Consider the following 17,395-nt stretch of genomic DNA (forward strand, 5'->3'; position numbering starts at 1 on the left):
CCCGGGAACGGATACATGGGGCCTACCGTGAACCTGCTCCTGCTCTTCGACGAGGACTTCCAGCCGGACGGCACCGCCCGGCTCACCGGCCGCCGCGCCCAGCACGCCCGCGAGGTCCTCAAGGCCGAACCCGGCGAGTCCCTGCGCGTGGGCCGCCTGGACGGCCTCACCGGCACGAGCGAGGTGCTGGAGAACGCCCCCGGCCTGCTCCACCTGCGCGTCACCCTCACGGACGCGCCGCCGCCTCGGGCGGGTGTGGACCTGTTGCTTGCCATCCCCCGCCCCAAGGCGCTCAAGAAGGTGCTGCCCGCCGTGGCGTCCCTGGGCGTGGACCGCGTGGTGCTGGTGAACGCGGCCCGCGTGGAGAAGAGCTACTTCGACTCCAAGGTGCTCAACGAAGCCTTCGTCCGCGAGCTGCTCCACCAGGGCCTGGAGCAGGCCCGCGACACGCGCGCGCCAGAGGTGCTGCTCCGCGAGCGCTTCCGCCCCTTCGTGGAGGACGAGCTGGACACCGTCTTCGGGACGGACGCCCTGCGCCTGCTCCCCCACCCTCCGGCCAGCCAGCCCCTCCAGGCACACGGTGTCGCGAGCGCCAGACGCGTGGTGCTCGCCATCGGTCCGGACGGCGGCTGGGTGCCCTTCGAAGCGCAGCTGCTGGAAGCCCACGGCTTCCAGCCCTTCTCCCTGGGTCCCCGCATCCTGCGCGTGGAGACGGCGGTGCCGGTGCTCCTGGGTCAGGTGACGCTGCTCAAGGCGCCGGCGCCGTAGCCGCGGGCGCCGCCGCACCCTGCGGATCCGGCGCCGAGGGATTGCTCTTCTTGAACTCCTCGAACGAGATCGGCTTGACGATGTTGTACACGGACACGTCCACCTTCTCGGGAGGCTCCTCGGCGTCCTTGTCCTCGATGACGGTGAAGTTCAGGCGGTTGATCTCATGCCCGTCCTCCGTCTCCACGACAACGCGCCAGTCGCCAGGCTTGGGCGTGGTGCCCGGCTTGGCGAAGTAGCGGAAGCCGCCCTCCGAGCCGTTGGCGCTCACCGGGGCCATGTGACCCTTGCCCAACGCCGTCCAGCCCTTCTGCGGATGGTCGTAGTACCAACGCACGCGCACGCGGTAGCTCTCGAAACCCTTGGGCGCGAAGATGCGGAAGAAGTACACGGGCTGCTCGCCGTCCCGCATCAGGAAGTCCTGGTCGCCGTGATGGAACGCCGTCCAGACCTTCCACCAGGGATGGACCTTCGACTTCAGGTAATACACGCCCGAGGAGACGCGATTCACGTCGTGGTAGATGCCGCTGTACTGCACCGCCAGGGGCACCGGCGGAATCACGCCCAGGAAGTAGCACGCGAGCAGCAGCGCCTGCGCGCCGAAGCCGGGCACCGCCACCGTGCGCAGCAGCACCGACTCGTCCGGGCGCCACCGCTTGAGCACGCGCAACAGCCCGTAGATGCTCCCGCACCCCAGCGCGACGGAGAGCGTGAAGATCCACCACCCCACGCGCCCCAGCAGCACCGGCAACAGCGACGCGAAGTACAGCGTCACGCACAGGCTGAAGAGGGCCACGCGGATGACGGGCCCCAGCTGCCGGAAGCGCGGCAGCTCGTTCGCCACCAGCAGCGAGAACATGCCCGCGAGGAACACCAGCGGCGTGAAGCCCGATGAGCTCTTGAAGAGGAACAGCGTGAACGCGCTCAGCAGGCTGCCCAGGAAGAAGTGCAGCGCGTCCTCGCGGAAGCGCCACACCTTCATCAGCAGCTTCGGCGGCTCCACGCCTTCGGGGTAGCGCTGCTCCAGCACCAGCAGGCCCGCGAGGATGGCCAGGTAGGCGAAGTTCTGCACCTCCGTGAGCGCATCGTCGATGGGGCTCAGCGTGAGGACGTCGTAGAGGAAGCCCGCGAAGAAGAAGAGGGCCATCTCCTGCTTCTCGTACTTCGCGCGGAACGCCTGCACGCGGTCCACCAGCGTGGGCGTCTTCTCCGTGCTGACGAGGTCGTCCGGATCCGCGACGCCAGCGCCGGGCGTGGCGACCGCGACGTTCGCGCCGGGAGGAAGAGGACCGCCCTCCACCGGCACTCCGGGCACTTCGGTGGACGCGTCCTGCGGCTTCGAATCAGGCGGTGTGACGGTAAGCACGGCGGCGGAGACCCCTCTTGGCGACCGCCGCCCAGTCTACGCGGGGGACGGGGCCCGGGTCTTCCCCCCGGCCCTCCCCCTCCTGGCGCCTACTTGCCGCCGGCGGCGACCAGGTCCTGCAGCTCGCCGCGCTCGGCCAGCTCCGTCAGGATGTCCGACCCGCCCACGAACTTCCCGTGGATGTAGACCTGCGGAATCGTGGGCCAGTTGGAGTAGTCCTTGATGCCCTGGCGCACGGCGGGGTCCGCCAGCACGTCCACCGTGTGCACCGGGCCCAGCGGCTGGAGCAGCTGGAGGGCGCGCGCGGAGAAGCCGCACTGGGGGAACAGGGCGTTGCCCTTCATGAAGAGGACGATGGGGTGCGACTTCACCGTGTCGTCGAACTGGGCCTTGAGGGTCGGATCCATGAATCGTTGCTCCTTCTTCAGCGGGGCCCGAGCTTCTTCCACTGCTCGGGCGAATAGGTCTTGAGCGCCAGCGCGTGCAGCTCGCCGGACTTCAGCCACGACTGCAGCGGCGCGTACACCAGCTGGTGCTGCTCCACCATCGACTTGCCGGTGAAGGCGGGAGAGACCACGCGCGCCTCGAAGTGGTCTCCCGTCCCTGTGGTGTCGTTCAACTCCACCTCCGAGCCCGGCAGGGCCTCGAGGAGGTAACGGCGAAGCGTCTCGGCGTCGAGCATCAGTTCATCCCCTTTCCCATCACCAACATGGCCGGGTCCACGCCCAGGCCACGCAGGGTGGCATCCCACAACTTCGCCGGGTCCTGTCCCAGCACCGCGTCCGCGGTGGCGTCGGCGTACAGCCACGAGCCCGCGGCGATTTCATTCTCCAGCTGCTTGGGGCCCCAGCCCGCGTACCCCAGGCAGAAGCGCACGCGCGGCTCCGTCCGCTGCAGCAGGGGGCCCAGCGCGTCCAGCGTGACGCTCAGGTAGAGGCCGGGCAGGACGGCGTGCTTCTCCGGCACGGACGCGTCGTCATGCAGGACGAAGCCCCGCTGGGGCTCCACCGGGCCGCCCACGAACACCGGCTGCGACACGCGGTCCGTCGAGATGTCCATCGACTGACCGCGCGCCAGCTCACCGAGCGTCAGGGGCGCTCCCCGGTTCACGACGAGCCCCATGGAGCCCGTCTCCCCGTGTTCGATCATCAGGATGACCGACCGGTAGAAGTTCGGGTCTCCAAGCTGGGGCATGGCCAGCAGGAAGCCGGAGGCGAGGTTCTTCACGCCAGGGAGCATCGGCCGTCCGGCGGGGGTGTGCAACCGGAACCCGCTCCCCTGCTGGACTCAGTGCCAGCTCTGGTGCTTGGACTTCAGCGCCTTGGCCAGCTTCTCCGGATCCAACGGCTTGCCGATGAAGAGGTCCGCGCCCAGGCCCTTGCACTTGCGGGCGGTGGCCGCGTCGCTCATGGCGCTCACGCCGATGAGCACGGCCTGCGGGAACTTCTCACGCAGCTTGGACATGAGCGTGGTGCCGCTGCGGCCGGGCAGGAACACGTCCACGATGGCCGCGTCCATGCGCTTGTTGCGCACGGCGAACTCGGCCTCTTCCGCGCTGCCCACGGGCATGGCGTCGTAGCCCCAGCCGCTCACCATCTCCACCAGCAGCTCGCGGTGCGCGGCATCGTCTTCCACCACCAGCACCGAGCCCCTGACGGTCTCTTTGCGCAGACCGTCGTCACGGGGACGCTCATCACGGGCAGGCGAGAGGGGGATTTCTTCCGTCGGGAGCGACATGGTGTTCACCTGAGGGCAAAGGGTTTCCGTTCGAGTGAAACCTTCACCTCAATGTGGGGCATTCCTCACACTTGGCGACGGGTACCTCCCCCCAGTGCCTGGGCGGCAAGCGAGGCGCCAAGCACCAGCAGCACGAGCAGTCCCCAGGCAGGAATCACCACGCGGCCTCCGCCCTCGTAGATGAGCGCGGCGTAGGACGTCCCCAGGTAACGGCCCAGGGACATGGGCTCCATGCGAGCGATGCCGAAGAAGCTCACCGTGGACTCGGTGAGGATGGCGCTCGGCAGGCGGCTCAAGAACACGGCCAGCACGAAGGGGCGCAAGAGCGGCCACAGGTGCACGCGAAGGACGTGCACTCCCCCACCGCCCAGGGCGCGCGCGGCGGCCACGTACTCCTGGCCCTCCAGCGTGGCCAGGCGGTCGCGGAACATGCGCGCGGGGCCGGCCCAGCCCACCAGGGCCAGGGATGTCACCATCAAGCCAAAGGGGCCCAGGCCGCTCGTCATGCCCGCGTCCATGAGCGACTGGCCGGCGAGCTGGAGCACCATCACCACGAGCACGTCCGGCAGGGCGAACACGGCATCGACGGCGCGAAGGAGCACCTGCTCCGTCACCCCGCCGGACAGCCGCGCGAGTGCCGCGACGGCCAGCCCCAGCACGGTGGACAGCGCGCCGGCCGCGAGCCCCACCGCCAGGGACACCCACAGGCCGCCGAACGCCAGTTCGCACACGCTGCGGTCCGGGCGGTTCAGGTCCCAGCCGAGCGGACAGGTGTGCGTGAGGGACTCGGGGAACAGGCGGCCGGCCACGAGGCTCAAGACGCCCAGGCCCACGAGGAGGACCAGTCCCACCCAGGCGCGCAAGGGGACGCGGTTCAAGCGCGGGCCTCCCGGGCGCGTGGATCCACGAGCATGCGCAAGAGCTCCACGGTGAGGCTCACGACGACGAGCACGGTGGCGAAGGTGGTGGTGGACACGACGACGACGGCGACCTGCTTGTTGAGGACGGCGAGCACGTAGAGCTGGCCGAAGTACGGCAGGCCGAAGACGCGCTCCGCGGCGAACGAGCCCGCGAGCAGCGCGGTGGCGACGGGCGTCAGGGCATCCAGGAGCGCGGGCCAGACATTGGGGAGGACGTGGCGTCGGAGCACGGTGCCCGGGTCCAGGCCCTTGCTGAGCGCGGTGCGCACGTAGTCGCGGGACAGCTCGGTCTCCAGGGCATCGCCCACGAGCGTGCCCAGGAAGGTCCCCGGCCAGATGGCGATGACGACCGCCGCGCAAAGCTCCGGCAGCAGGTGTCCGCGCTCCACCACGGCCGGGGCCAGGAGCAGCGCGGGGATGAACACCGGAGTCCCGAACGCGATGGCGGGGAGCACGTCACCCATCACGGCCCAGCGTCCCCGCCGCCAACGGGTCCGCAGGAGCGCGAAGCCCACGGCCCAAGAAAGAGCGAGGGGAAGCGCGACGAGGCCCACGCCCACGCTGCCGGAGAGCTTCTGGAGAAGCTCATCCCCGGTGATGCCCTGAGCGCTGGTGCCCAGGCGTTCCCCGGCGAAGAGCTTCTGCCAGGGCCGCAGGAACCCGAGCGGTTCACCGATGCCCAGGTCGCGCTGGTACGAAGCCGCCAGCTCCGGAGACACCTGCCGCTTGGTGTCGCTCTCCGTGGTGAGCGGCAGCGCGGCCATGAGGAAGTACGAGGCCACCGCCACCACCGGCACGAGCACGAGCTGCCGCACGAGGCGCGTCGCGATGAGGCGCATGCGCTAGGGCTCCTGCCCTTCCGCGTGGGCAGTGGGCGTCCCATCCGCCCCCAGCCGCAATGCCCGCAGCGCGAGGAAGTTGAACGGATCCACATCCAGGCCGTGCAACCGCGCCCGCGCCCGGAAGTAGCGGTCCGGGTGGTACAGCGGCGCGATGACGGCCTCCTCCCCCACCAGCACCTCCTGGGCCTTCGCGTACAGCTCGCGCGCGTGCACCGGATCCGGGTCGCCGTCCGCATCCTCCAGCAACTGCTCGAAGCGGCGCATCGGCTCGCCACCGGCCTGCGTCTCCCATCCCGTCTGATGGTTGCCCTGCCGTTCGAACAGCGTGAAGAACGTGTTCGGGTGCGCGTAGTCCGCGCCCAGCCGCCGCAGTTGCAGGTCATACGCACGCGGCCCCTGCGGCGTCCTGCGCGCCACCTGCGCGGAGAAGTCCGAGCGCGAATCCACCACCACCTGCACGCCCACCTTCGCGAGCTGCGCCGCGATGCGCTCCGCCAGCGCCTCCTCCGGCACGAACGAATCCCCCGCCTTCACCACCAGCCGCAGCGGCCGGTCCAGCCCCTTCGCCCCCGCCAGCTCCGCCTTCGCCCGCTCCGGCTCATAGCGAGGCAACCGCGCCGCCTGCTCCGGCGTCGCCGCGTCGGGCAGCTCCGGAGGCAGCAGCACGTTCGTCGCACGAGCGGCCGGCAACAGCCCCGCGAGCAGCGCCTCCCGGTCCAACGCCCGAGCCAGCGCCCGGCGCACCTCCGGCCGGTCCAACGGCGGGCGCTCCGTGTTGAAGCCCAGGAAGTACGTGGACAACAGCGGCTCCCGCTTCAGGTCCGCGGCCCGCATCCCGCGCAGCGCCGCCGCGCTGTCCACGAAGACGAAGTCCACGCGGCCCCGCTCATACAGCGCGGGACCGATCTCCGACTTCATCAGCGTCAGCACCGGCGCCGGCGTCTCCCCCGGTCCCAACGGAGGCAGGAACGCGCTGCGAGGGTTGTAGACCAGCCGCACCCGCTCCCCCGCGCGGTCCCACCGCTCCACGCGATACGGCCCCACCGCCAGCGGACGCCCGTCGCGAGGCCGGTCGAAGTAGTCGCGCACCGCCTCGTCCGACTTCCCCTCCAGGTCCGCCGAAGGCGCGGGAAAGAACAGGTACACGTTCGCGAGCCGCGCCAGGAAGTAGCTGCGAGGCCGCGCCAGCGTCACCCGCAACGTCCGCGCATCCACCGCCGCCACGCCCACGGAAGAAAGCGCGGCCTTCACCTCCGCCTCCGGCGCCCCACGCTCCAGCAGCGCGAGCACCGCTTCTGCGCCCTCCAGGTCCGCCATCTCGCCGCGCTCGCGGCCCAGCAGCGCCCGGTGCCAACCAAAAACGAAGTCGCGCGCCGTGACGGGCGAGCCGTCCGACCACGTCACATCCGGGCGCAGGTGGAAGGTGTAGACCTCGTGCCCGGCCGCGTCCGACTCACGCTCCCACCGCTCCGCCAGGCCCGGCTGGACCGAGTGGTCCGCCCCCAACGTGGTGAGCCCCTTCTGCGTGGCCAGCATCACCGGGTAGTTCACCCAGCTCATCGGATCCGAATGGCTCCAGTCGAGCGTGGTGGGCATCGCCGGCACCACCACCTTCACGCCCGGTTCGGGCTGGAAGCCGCACGGCCCGCAGGCCGCGGCCATCACCAGCACCAGGGAGTAGGACAGGATTCGCGCGCGGGGAGCCACCGCCCGCGTTGTACCCCGACCTGCTCCGGAAAAGAGAGAAGCCAGGAGACCGGCGACTCCTGGTCGGCCGGCATCCTGGCTTCGTCACCACATCACAGGCCCCGTCAAAGGGGCCCGGGACTCAAGGCTTCATCAGGCCGGCGCGGAAGGCGTGGACACCGCATCCGGCACGGTCAGCCCCATCTTCAGGTTGTCCCCGGCGCCCTTGCGGCCGAACTCCTCCGGCTTGTCCAGCAGCAGCGCCTCACGCAGCACGTCATCCACGAACTCCACCGGGACGATGCGCAGCGCCTTGCGGATCTTCAGCGGGATGTCCTTCAGGTCCTTCTTGTTCGCCTTCGGGATGAGGACCGTCTTGATGCCCGCGCGGTGCGCCGCCAGCGTCTTCTCCTTCAGACCGCCGATGGGCAGCACGCGGCCGCGCAGCGTGATTTCACCCGTCATCGCCACGTCCCTGCGGACCGGCACGCGCGTGAGCGCGCTCACCAGCGCCGTGGCCATGGTGACACCCGCGGACGGACCGTCCTTGGGAATCGCGCCCTCCGGCAGGTGGACGTGGATGTCGTAGTTCTCGAACACCTTGCGGTCGATGCCGAAGCGCTCCGCGCGGCTGCGCACGTAGGACATGGCCGCCTGAGCGGACTCCTGCATCACCTCACCCAGCTTGCCGGTGATGATGAGCTTGCCCTTGCCCGGCATGGACGTGGCTTCCGTGGTGAGGATCTCACCGCCCAGCTCCGTCCACGCGAGGCCCGTGACGATGCCCACCTGGTCCTCGCGCTCCGCCACGCCGTAGCGGAAGCGGGGCGTGCCCAGGAACTTCATCGCCTGCTTGCGGTCCACCTCGATGAGGTCCCGCTTGCCGTTCTTCAGCACGTCGCGGGCGATCTTCCGGAACACGCCGCCAATCTCACGCTCCAGCGAACGCACACCCGACTCGCGCGTGTACCGGTGCACGATGGTCTTCAGCGCGTCGTTGGTGATGTCGATCTTCAGGTCCGCGAGGCCGTTGGCCTCCTGCTCCTTCGGAATCAGGTAGCGCCGCGCGATGGAGAGCTTCTCCGGCTCGGTGTACCCCGCGATGCGAATCACCTCCATGCGGTCCTGCAGCGGACCGGGGATGTTGTGCATCGTGTTCGCGGTGCAGATGAACATCACCTTGGACAGGTCGTAGTCGAGGTCCAGGTAGTGGTCGTTGAAGTTGTGGTTCTGCTCCGGGTCCAGCACCTCCAGCAGCGCCGCGCTCGGGTCGCCACGGAAGTCCGTGGACATCTTGTCGATCTCGTCCAGGAGGAACACGGGGTTGTTGCTGCCCGCCTTCTTCAGGGACTGGATGAGCTTGCCCGGCATCGCGCCGATGTACGTGCGGCGGTGGCCGCGGATCTCCGCCTCGTCACGCACGCCGCCCAGGGACAGGCGCACGAACTTGCGGCCCGTGGCCCGCGCGATGCTGCGCGCCAGCGACGTCTTGCCCACGCCCGGGGGCCCGACGAAGCACAGCACGGGGCCCTTCAACTTCTTCACCAGCTGCTGCACGGCCAGGTACTCGAGGATGCGCTCCTTCGGCTTCTTCAAGCCGTAGTGGTCCTCGTTGAGCACCCGCTCCGCTTCGGTGACGTCCAGCCGGTCCTGGGTCTCGTCGTACCAAGGCAGGCTGATGATCCAGTCGATGTAGTTGCGGACGACCGTGGCCTCGGCGCTCATCGGGCTCATCATCCGGAGCTTCTTCAGCTCCTTCTTGACCTTGAGCGTGGCCTCCTTGCTCATCCGCTTGTTCTTCAGCTTCTCTTCAATCTCCTGGATCTCGTTCTTGAACTCGTCGCGCTCACCCAGTTCCTTCTGAATGGCCTGCATCTGCTCATTCAGGTAGTACTCCTTCTGGGTCTTCTCCATCTGCTTCTTGACGCGCGTGCGGATCTTCTTCTCCACCTGGAGGATCTCGATCTCGCCCTGCATCAGCTCGTAGAGCTTCTCCAGCCGCTTCGCGGGAGACTCCGTCTCGAGCAGCGCCTGCTTGTCGTTCAGCTTCAGCGACAGGTGCGCGACGATGGTGTCCGCCAGGCGCGCCGGGTCGTCGATGCTGGCGACCTGCATCAGCATCTCAGGCGGGATGCGCTTGTTGAGCTTCACGAAGGCTTCGAAGACGGAGTGGACGGAGCGCACCAGCGCCTCCAGCTCCACGCTCTTCTCCAGCTGCTCCTCGACTTCGTCCACCTCGACCATGAAGAAGGCGTCATTGGGGTGGAACTTCTTCACCTTGGCGCGGCGCACGCCCTCCACCAGGACCTTCATCGTGCCGTCGGGCAGCGGGAGGAGCTGGATGAGGTGGCCGATGGTGCCGAAGTGGAAGATGTCGTCGGGCGAGGGGTCGTTCGTCTTGGCCTTCTTCTGGGCGGCCAGCAGGATGACCGCCTTGTCATCCGGCCCCTTGTGGGCCATCGCGTCCTTCAGGGCCGCGATGGACTTCTCCCGGCCGACGAACAGCGGAACCACCATGTGCGGGAACACGATGATGTCCCGAAGGGGCAAGAGCGGGATGGTGAGTCCCCGCTTCTGGGCTTCCTTCTTGTCGTCACGTCCGAAGAACATGTATCCGCCACCCGCTGGCCTGCCAGACGGGCAGGCCCTTCAAGAGTTGCCCACATGGCGCCCAAGCGCGCATGCAGGGTGAAACACCGCTCTATAACACGCCGGTCGCAGGCCCCGTTCCCGTCACAAGATTGGGGGCCTGCACCCTGCCTTCAAGGGAACACCGGGACGCAGAAGTGTGTCCTGGCCCGATTCTAGCGGCTCTCGGCCGCCACCCCGGCGTCCGGCCGTGCGACCCCCAGGGCCTGGAAGAGGAAGGCGTACATGTCCACGCTGGATTCAATGGCCTTGGCCACCTGGTCCGCCCCTCCATGGCCGGCGTTCGCCTCAATGCGTAGCAGCGTGGGCGCCGGATTGCCCTTCGCGTTCTGCACCGCCGCCACGAACTTGCGCGCGTGCATGGGGTCCACGCGGTCGTCGTGGTCGGAGCTCATCATCAGGAGGGCCGGGTACCGCACGTCCTGCCGCACGTGGTGGTAGGGCGAATAGGCGTACAGGGTCTTGAACTGCCCGGCGTCCGCCGCCGACCCGTACTCCGGCACCCACGTCCGGCCGCTGCCGAACAGGTGGAAGCGCACCATGTCCAGGAGCGGCACGCCGCACACCACCGCGCCGTACAGCTCAGGACGCTGCGTCATCGCCGCGCCCACCAGCAGGCCGCCGTTGCTGCCGCCGTAGATGGCCAGCTTCTTCGCCTGGGTGTACTTCTCCTTGGCCAGGTACTCGGCCGCGCCCGCGAAGTCGTCGAAGACGTTCTGCTTGTTCGCGCCCTTGCCCGCCTCGTGCCACGCGGTGCCGTACTCACCGCCGCCGCGCAGGTTGGCCACCGCGTAGATGCCGCCCGCGTCCAGCCACGGCAGGATGCTCGCGCGGAAGGAGGGCTGCATGCTGACGAAGAAGCCGCCGTACCCGTACAGCAGCGTGGGCGCGGTGCCGTCCTTCTTCAGGCCCTTCTTGTAGACGAGGAACATGGGCACCTTCGTGCCGTCCTTCGACGGGTAGAAGACCTGCTCCGTCGTATACGCGTCCGGGTCCATGGGCACTTCCACCTTCGCCCACAGGTCCACCTTCCCGCTCTTCACGGACGTCCGGTACACCTGCCGGGGCGTGGTGAAGGAGCTGTAGGAGAAGTAGGCGTCGTCCTGGTCCTCCAGGCCCATCAGGTTGCTGGCGGCGCCCACGCCCGGCAGCTGCACGGTGCGCACCGGCTTGCCCTCCAGCGTGGTGATGCGCAGCTCCGTGGTCGCGTCCTTGAGGTACTCCAGCGCCAGGTGGCCGCCCACCAGCGACACGCTCTCCAGCGCCGCCTTGGGGTCCTCCGGCACCAGCTCCTTCCAGTTCGCGCGCTCGGGCTTCTTCGGGTCCACGGCGAAGACGCGCTGGCGCGGGGCGCCCTCGTCGGTGACGACGTAGAAGCGGTCCTTCCAGGTGAGGACGTTGTACTTGGCGCCCTTGCCCTTCACGAGCAGCCGCCAGTCCTTCTCCGCCGGGTGCTTCCAGTAGACGTCGTTCTCGCTCCAGCCGCGCAGGATGGAGGCGAAGAGGTACTTGCCGTCGCGCGACAGGTCGCCCTGGAGGAAGGTGGTCGGGTCGCCCGTGCGCTCGTGCACCACCACGTCGTTCTTCGGGTCCTGGCCCAGCTTGTGGAACTTGAGCGTGGTGTAGCCCGGGCGCGCGTCCACCGGGATGGAGGGGTCCGTGGGCAGCCACTCGTAATAGAAGCCCTTGCCGTCCGGGGTCCAGTTCGTGTTGGCGTACTTCGCGCCCTCGATCACGTCCACCTTGGACCACTCACCGGTGTCCACGTCGATGACGTGCAGGGTGGCTTCGTCCGCGGCGTTGGGCCGCACCGGGAAGGCCACGCGCTTGCCGTCCCACGACGGCACCCACCGGCCCAGGGACACCGGGGCGTCCTTGCTCATGGCGTTCGGATCCAGCAGCACCTTCTCCTGTCCGGACTCGCCGTCCTTCCAGTAGACGATGGCCTTCTCCTTGTCCTTGTGGGTGCGCATGTAGAAGAAGCGGTTGCCCCGGCGGAAGGGCGCCGTCACCGAGTCCACGTAGAACAGCTCCGTGAAGCGCTTCGTCAGCGCGTCGCGGTTCGGCATCTTCGCCAGCGCGTCGCGGGTGAAGCCGTCCTGCACCTTCATCCAGGCCTGGACCTCGGGGGCCTTCTCGTCCTCCAGCCAGCGGTACGGATCCGCCACCTGCTCTCCGTGCAGCGAGTCCACCACCGCGTCGGAACGGGTCGCCGGGTACGCCATGCGGGAGGGGCCCTCCTGGGCCGGAGCGCTGCCGCCCGGCGTCGCCTGGGACGCGGCGGCGGGAACTTCTTCACGCGTGGCCTCCTTCGCGGAGATGCAGGCCACGAGCGACAGCAGGGCAGGCATGAGGAGCTTTCTCATGGGGGACAGCAGATACAAGAAGCCCCCGCCCCCGGCCCGGAAAAAGTGCGAGCCGTTCCCCCGCCTGGAGACCCTGGAAAGACGCAGGGCGCGCCCCGGTCAAGACCGTGACGCGCCCCGTCATCCCCTTCAGGCCCTTGCGAGCCCCTCGGAGATGTCTTCGCTCAGGCCGATTCCTTCTTCGGCTCTGGCGTTTCCTTGTTGTCCTGCGAGTGCAGGACGACGGGCTCGCTCTTCTTGAGGATGACCTCCTCGGAGATGAGCACCTCGCGGGCCGTCTTGCGGGACGGGATTTCGTACATCACGTCCAGCATGGCCGTCTCCAGGATGGAGCGCAGGCCGCGAGCGCCCGCCTTGCGGCGGATGGCCTCCGACGCGATGGCCTTGAGCGCCCCGTCGGTGAACTTCAGCGACACGCCGTCCAGTTCGAAGAGCTTGCGGTACTGCTTGGTGAGCGCGTTCTTGGGCTCGCCCAGGATGTTCACCAGCGCGCCTTCGTCCAGCTCCTCCAGCGCGGTGATGATGGGCAGACGGCCGATGAACTCCGGAATCATGCCGAACTTGAGCAGGTCCTCCGGCTCCACGTGCTTGAGCAGCTCGCTCAGGTTGCGCTGCTTGCGCGATTGAATCTCCGCGCCAAAGCCCAGGCTGCGCCCGCCCAGGCGCCGTTCAATCACCTGCTCCAGGCCGCCGAACGCGCCGCCGCAGATGAAGAGGATGTTGGTGGTGTCCACCTGCAGGAACTCCTGCTGGGGGTGCTTGCGGCCACCCTTGGGCGGAACGTTGGCCACCGTGCCTTCGATGATCTTCAAAAGCGCCTGCTGCACGCCCTCGCCGCTCACGTCGCGGGTGATGGAGGGGTTCTCCGACTTGCGGGCGATCTTGTCGATTTCGTCGATGTAGACGATGCCCCGCTGCGCGCGCTCGATGTCGTGATCCGCGGCCTGCAGCAGGTTGACGATGATGTTCTCCACGTCCTCACCGACGTAGCCGGCCTCCGTGAGGCACGTGGCGTCCGCGATGGTGAAGGGGACGTTGAGGATGCGCGCCAGGGTCTGCGCGAGCAGCGTCTTGCCGGAGCCCGTGGGGCCGAGCAGAAGGATGTTGCTCTTCTGCAGCTCCACGTCGTCCATGGCGACCTTGGACTCGATGCGCTTGTAGTGGTTGTGCACCGCCACCGACAGCGTCTTCTTCGCCCGCTCCTGGCCCACCACGTACTCGTCCAGCACGGCCTTGATTTCAGAGGGCCGGGGGATGCGCAGCTTGGTGTCCTTGGTCTCCTCGCGGTCAATCTCCTCCGCGATGATGTCGTTGCACAGCCCGATGCACTCGTCGCAGATGTAGACCGTCGGGCCCGCGATGAGCTTCTTCACCTCCTTCTGCGACTTGCCGCAGAAGGAGCAGCAGAGGGTCTGGTTGTCTCGCTTCTCCACGTTCTTACCCGCCATGAAATCCCTCGCTGCGCCTGAAAGGCCCCAACCCGCTTCGCGTCCGGTCCCCTGCTTCCGTCAATCTAGTCAGCCCCCATCCGGAACGTCCACGCACCTTCCGGGTACTTAACAAGGGGAAAATACCGGTGACGGGAGAAAGCAGAAGGCCGGAGGCGCGGGAGAAGATTCCCAGCACCCCCGGCCGCCGACCGGGTGCTTGACGCCCCGGTCCGTTCGGATGTCGGTGTGTCTACTTCTTTTCTTCCGGCTTCACGCCCACGACCTTCCGGGGGTCCTGAATGGCGTCGATGATGCCGTACGCCTTCGCCTCCGTGGCGCCCATGAAGTAGTCGCGGTCCGTGTCCTTCTCCACGCGCTCGATCGTCTGGCCGGTGTGCTTGACGATGAGCTCGTTGAGCTTGGCCTTCATGCGAAGGATTTCACGGGCCTGGATTTCGATGTCCGTCGCCTGGCCACGCGCGCCGCCCAGCGGCTGGTGGATCATGATGCGGCTGGAGGGCAGCGAGTAGCGCTTGCCCTTCGCGCCGGCGAGCAGCAGCACGGCGCCCATGGAGGCCGCCTGCCCCACGCAGATGGTGGAGACGGGCGCCTTGACGTACTGCATCGTGTCGTAGATGGCGAGGCCCGCCGTCACCGACCCGCCGGGCGAGTTGATGTAGAGGTTGATGTCCTTGTCCGGGTCTTCCGACTCCAGGAACAGGAGCTGGGCGACGATGGCGTTGGCCACGTCATCGTCGATCTCCGTTCCCAGCATGACGATGCGGTCCTTCAGGAGCCGGCTGTAGATGTCGTACGAGCGCTCACCCCGGTGGGTCTGCTCGATGACGTAGGGGACGGGCATGAAGGGCATGTCGGATGGACCTCTAGGAGGGACTCAGGAACCTTGAAGGAAAAGCCTCAAGAATACTTCGCCCGGCCCTTGAGGAATTCAATCGTCTTTTCCTCGCGAAGTCGCAGAGACAACCCAAGGCGCTCGTCCGGGCCCTTGAAGTACTTCTTCACCTGGGCGACCGGCTGGTTGGCCTCGATGGCGAGGTCTTCGATGCGCTTCTCCACGTCCTCGTCGGACGCCTGGATGTTCTGCTGCTGGGCGATGGCCTCGAACAAGAGCGTGCCCTTCACCTCCAGGGTGGCCTTCTCCCGCATCTCGTCGCGCAGGCGGTTGAAGTCCAGGCCCAGCTGGCGCGGGTCGATGCCCTGACGCTGCATCTGGCGGAAGGCGCCCTCCATCATGGAGTCGATGGCGCGCTCCACCATGGCGCGGGGCACGTCGAACGGGTTCTTCTCCAGCACGGCCTTGATGAGCGCGTCGCGCTCGTCCACGGTGGCCTGGTTCTTCTTGGCCTTCTCCAGGTCCGAGCGGACCTTGGCGCGCAGCTCGTCCACCGTCTGCGCGACGCCCGTCTCCTTGGCGAAGTCGTCGTTGAGCTCCGGCACCACCGGCTTCTTCAGCTCCTTGACGGTGATGTGGAAGACGGCCGTCTTCCCGCGGACCTCTTCGGCCTGGTAGTCCTGGGAGAAGGTGTACTCGACGTCCTTGGACTCGCCGACCTTCACGCCCGCCAGCTGCGGGATGTTGCCCTGGATGAGGTCGCCGTCCTGCACGCGCACGCCAATGCCGTCCGCCTTGCTGCCGGGGAACGCATTGCCGTCCACCTTCGCCTCGAAGTCGATGGTGGCCTGATCACCCTGCGCCGCGACGTCGCGGTCGGTGACGGGCTCGATGCGGCCCAGGTTCTGGCGCATCTGTTCAATCTGCTGGTTCACCGCGTCGTCGGCGACGGCGGTGTCGGTCTTCGTGAGAGACAGGCCCTCGAAGTCCTTGGCCTCCACGCGCGGCTTCACCTCCACGCGCGCCTCGAAGCTGAAGGGGGCGCCGGGCTTGAGGCCGGAGTTGGTCACCTGGGGAGAGGCAACGGCCTCCACCTTGTGCTCGCGCACGGCGTCCAGGTAGGCCTTCTGGACGACGCGCTGGATGACGTCGTCCTCCACCTGCTCGCGGTACTTCTGCTCGAGGATGCGGCGGGGGACCTTGCCCTGGCGGAAGCCGGGCAGGCGCACCTGGCCGCTGAGCGCGGCGTACGCGCGGTTGAGCTCCTCAGCAACGCGTGCGTTGTCGACCTCGATGGAGAGCTTCTTCTCGATGGGAGAGAGCTCTTCGACCTGGACCTTCATGCGGGCCTCGCTCGCCGCCTCCACGGGCTGTACGTCCCGGGGCGGCAACCGGAAAGTGGGACGTGCGGCTTTAGGGGATAGGCACGAACGGGTCAACGCGAAATGGGCGAGGAGGGACTCGAACCCTCACACCTTGCGGTACCAGATCCTAAGTCTGGCGCGTCTACCAGTTTCGCCACCCGCCCGACGCGTCGCGCGACCGCCGTCCTACCCCGAAACGTCCGTGGACGACAGGGGCTTTCCCGGCCTGGCGCCAGCGCCACGGAGTGCCGGAAAAGACACAGGGCCCCTTCCGTTTCCAGAAGGGGCCCTGCGAGTGAGAGCGGAGGGAATCGAACCCACAACCTATGGATTAAGAGTCCATTGCTCTGCCAATTGAGCTACGCTCCCGGCTTTACTTTCGGCCGCGTTTGGCTGCGCGACGTCCGAGGTGGCGCGGTGAATACCGGGCGCCGCCCGCCCTGTCAAAACGTTTTTGCACACCCCCTTCCATTCTCCGCGTTGGAACCGGATGCCCGGCGTGCGGCCGGCCATCCCCGGCTCCCGGAAGCGATGCGAAGGGTCCTCCCGGCTCGCATGTTGATCCACGCCCCGGTTCGCGCTGCAGGCCTGTAGCAGGGTCCGTCCAGGCCCCTGCCTCACCGGCCGTGCGCCGTGTTCCCGGGCAACCATGTGGGCGGGCGAGGGTCGTCCGCCTTTTCGAGCGGTGCTGGAGACACAGTGATGGATGCGAATGTGAAGGCGGAAGGAACGACGTCGCCGCAGGGCGCGGCCTGGAACCGGGAGCGCGTGGACCTGGTGAAGCGGACCATCTGCCCCCGGGGCATCAGCGAGGACGAGTTCGCCCTCTTCATCGAGCAGTGCAAGCGCAGCGGGTTGGATCCGCTCCTCAAGGAAGCGTTCTGCGTGGCGCGCCGGCAGAACGTGGGCAACCGTGAGCGGCCCAACTGGGTGACGAAGTACGAGTTCCAGCCCTCGGAGGCTGGGATGCTCGCCCGGGCGGAGCGCTTCCCGGACTTCAAGGGCATCCAGGCGAGCGCGGTGTTCGCCGAGGACGAAATCGTCGTGGACCAGGGCAAGGGCGAGGTGGTGCACCGCTTCAACCCGGCCAAGCGCAAGGGCGCCCTGGTGGGTGCCTGGTCGCGCGTGGTGCGCGAGGGGAAGCTGCCCGTCGTGGTGTGGCTGGACTTCTCCGGCTACGTCCAGCAGACGCCCCTGTGGGCCAAGATTCCCACGACGATGATCGAGAAGTGCGCGCGCGTGGCGGCGCTGCGCAAGGCGTATCCGGAGGCCTTCGGCGGACTGTACGTGCGCGAGGAGATGCCGGCGGAGGAGTACGACGCCCATGCGTCGCACGACGAACCGGCCACCGCGTCCGGCGCGTACGAGGTGCTGGGCTCCAAGCCCGGCCCGATGAAGGCGTCCTTCCCCACCC

Annotated in this window: 15 protein-coding genes and 2 tRNA genes; 2 read left to right on the plus strand and 15 right to left on the minus strand. The window is 67.9% G+C overall.

Going from position 1 to position 17,395, the window contains the following annotated elements:
- Window positions 1–27: 27 nt before the first annotated feature.
- Complete coding sequence (locus tag D7X32_RS36135; RefSeq protein ID WP_120607088.1) at window positions 28–768, plus strand: 16S rRNA (uracil(1498)-N(3))-methyltransferase; 741 nt, start codon at window positions 28–30, stop codon at window positions 766–768.
- Here D7X32_RS36135 and D7X32_RS36140 read toward each other — a convergent pair.
- The 15 genes from D7X32_RS36140 to D7X32_RS36210 form a co-directional block, all read right to left on the minus strand.
- On the minus strand, window positions 749–2,134 hold the full coding sequence (locus D7X32_RS36140) for a DUF2914 domain-containing protein (protein ID WP_120607089.1): 1,386 nt from the start codon (window positions 2,132–2,134) through the stop codon (window positions 749–751). The two genes, D7X32_RS36135 and D7X32_RS36140, sit on opposite strands and share 20 nt — an antisense overlap.
- Window positions 2,135–2,223: 89 nt before the next feature.
- On the minus strand, window positions 2,224–2,541 hold the full coding sequence (gene grxD / locus D7X32_RS36145) for a Grx4 family monothiol glutaredoxin (protein ID WP_120607090.1): 318 nt from the start codon (window positions 2,539–2,541) through the stop codon (window positions 2,224–2,226).
- Window positions 2,542–2,558: 17 nt separating this feature from the next.
- Window positions 2,559–2,816, minus strand: a complete 258-nt coding sequence (locus D7X32_RS36150) for a BolA family protein (protein WP_120607091.1) — start codon at window positions 2,814–2,816, stop codon at window positions 2,559–2,561.
- Window positions 2,816–3,361, minus strand: a complete 546-nt coding sequence (locus tag D7X32_RS36155; RefSeq protein ID WP_120607097.1) for a YqgE/AlgH family protein — start codon at window positions 3,359–3,361, stop codon at window positions 2,816–2,818. The genes D7X32_RS36150 and D7X32_RS36155 overlap by 1 nt, the downstream gene beginning before the upstream one ends.
- A 60-nt stretch (window positions 3,362–3,421) precedes the next feature.
- Window positions 3,422–3,871 (minus strand): response regulator, encoded by a 450-nt coding sequence (locus D7X32_RS36160; RefSeq protein ID WP_120527433.1) that lies wholly within the window; start codon window positions 3,869–3,871, stop codon window positions 3,422–3,424.
- Window positions 3,872–3,936: 65 nt separating this feature from the next.
- Complete coding sequence (locus tag D7X32_RS36165; protein WP_120607092.1) at window positions 3,937–4,749, minus strand: ABC transporter permease subunit; 813 nt, start codon at window positions 4,747–4,749, stop codon at window positions 3,937–3,939.
- Window positions 4,746–5,630: an ABC transporter permease subunit gene (locus tag D7X32_RS36170; RefSeq protein ID WP_120607093.1), complete on the minus strand. Its 885-nt coding sequence runs from the start codon at window positions 5,628–5,630 to the stop codon at window positions 4,746–4,748. Before D7X32_RS36170 ends, D7X32_RS36165 begins: the two co-directional genes overlap by 4 nt.
- 3 nt (window positions 5,631–5,633) lie before the next feature.
- Window positions 5,634–7,295 carry a peptide ABC transporter substrate-binding protein gene (locus D7X32_RS36175; protein WP_120607098.1) on the minus strand — a complete coding sequence of 554 codons (1,662 nt, stop codon included), beginning with the start codon at window positions 7,293–7,295 and terminating at the stop codon, window positions 5,634–5,636.
- A gap of 177 nt (window positions 7,296–7,472) precedes the next feature.
- Complete coding sequence (gene lon / locus D7X32_RS36180) at window positions 7,473–9,929, minus strand: endopeptidase La (RefSeq protein ID WP_120607094.1); 2,457 nt, start codon at window positions 9,927–9,929, stop codon at window positions 7,473–7,475.
- Between the two features lie 194 nt (window positions 9,930–10,123).
- Entirely contained in the window at window positions 10,124–12,319 is a 2,196-nt protein-coding gene (locus D7X32_RS36185) for a prolyl oligopeptidase family serine peptidase (protein ID WP_244239376.1), read from the minus strand.
- A 179-nt stretch (window positions 12,320–12,498) separates the two neighbouring features.
- Window positions 12,499–13,782 (minus strand): ATP-dependent Clp protease ATP-binding subunit ClpX, encoded by a 1,284-nt coding sequence (gene clpX, locus D7X32_RS36190; protein ID WP_014394869.1) that lies wholly within the window; start codon window positions 13,780–13,782, stop codon window positions 12,499–12,501.
- Window positions 13,783–14,014: 232 nt separating this feature from the next.
- Window positions 14,015–14,635, minus strand: a complete 621-nt coding sequence (gene clpP / locus D7X32_RS36195) for an ATP-dependent Clp endopeptidase proteolytic subunit ClpP (RefSeq protein ID WP_120607095.1) — start codon at window positions 14,633–14,635, stop codon at window positions 14,015–14,017.
- Between the two features lie 47 nt (window positions 14,636–14,682).
- Window positions 14,683–15,960, minus strand: a complete 1,278-nt coding sequence (tig, locus tag D7X32_RS36200; protein WP_120607100.1) for a trigger factor — start codon at window positions 15,958–15,960, stop codon at window positions 14,683–14,685.
- A gap of 103 nt (window positions 15,961–16,063) precedes the next feature.
- Window positions 16,064–16,145, minus strand: a tRNA-Leu gene (locus D7X32_RS36205).
- 132 nt (window positions 16,146–16,277) lie between these two features.
- Window positions 16,278–16,350, minus strand: a tRNA-Lys gene (locus tag D7X32_RS36210).
- A 333-nt stretch (window positions 16,351–16,683) separates the two neighbouring features.
- Here D7X32_RS36210 and bet point away from each other — a divergent pair.
- A partial coding sequence (gene bet, locus D7X32_RS36215; protein WP_120607096.1) for a phage recombination protein Bet occupies window positions 16,684–17,395 on the plus strand: 712 nt, incomplete at its 3' end.

It is taken from the genome of Corallococcus carmarthensis (assembly GCF_003611695.1).
GTDB classification, from domain to species: domain Bacteria; phylum Myxococcota; class Myxococcia; order Myxococcales; family Myxococcaceae; genus Corallococcus; species Corallococcus carmarthensis.

Bases quoted from the DNA above. Each gene is read 5' to 3' on its own strand.
- D7X32_RS36175 (WP_120607098.1), bottom strand. From the start codon at position 7,295: ATGGCCGCGGCCTGCGGGCCGTGCGGCTTCCAGCCCGAACCGGGCGTG.
- D7X32_RS36170 (WP_120607093.1), bottom strand. From the start codon at position 5,630: ATGCGCCTCATCGCGACGCGCCTCGTGCGGCAGCTCGTGCTCGTGCCG.
- tig (WP_120607100.1), bottom strand. From the start codon at position 15,960: ATGAAGGTCCAGGTCGAAGAGCTCTCTCCCATCGAGAAGAAGCTCTCC.
- D7X32_RS36185 (WP_244239376.1), bottom strand. From the start codon at position 12,319: ATGCCTGCCCTGCTGTCGCTCGTGGCCTGCATCTCCGCGAAGGAGGCC.
- clpP (WP_120607095.1), bottom strand. From the start codon at position 14,635: ATGCCCTTCATGCCCGTCCCCTACGTCATCGAGCAGACCCACCGGGGT.
- D7X32_RS36160 (WP_120527433.1), bottom strand. From the start codon at position 3,871: ATGTCGCTCCCGACGGAAGAAATCCCCCTCTCGCCTGCCCGTGATGAG.
- grxD (WP_120607090.1), bottom strand. From the start codon at position 2,541: ATGGATCCGACCCTCAAGGCCCAGTTCGACGACACGGTGAAGTCGCAC.
- D7X32_RS36150 (WP_120607091.1), bottom strand. From the start codon at position 2,816: ATGCTCGACGCCGAGACGCTTCGCCGTTACCTCCTCGAGGCCCTGCCG.
- clpX (WP_014394869.1), bottom strand. From the start codon at position 13,782: ATGGCGGGTAAGAACGTGGAGAAGCGAGACAACCAGACCCTCTGCTGC.
- lon (WP_120607094.1), bottom strand. From the start codon at position 9,929: ATGTTCTTCGGACGTGACGACAAGAAGGAAGCCCAGAAGCGGGGACTC.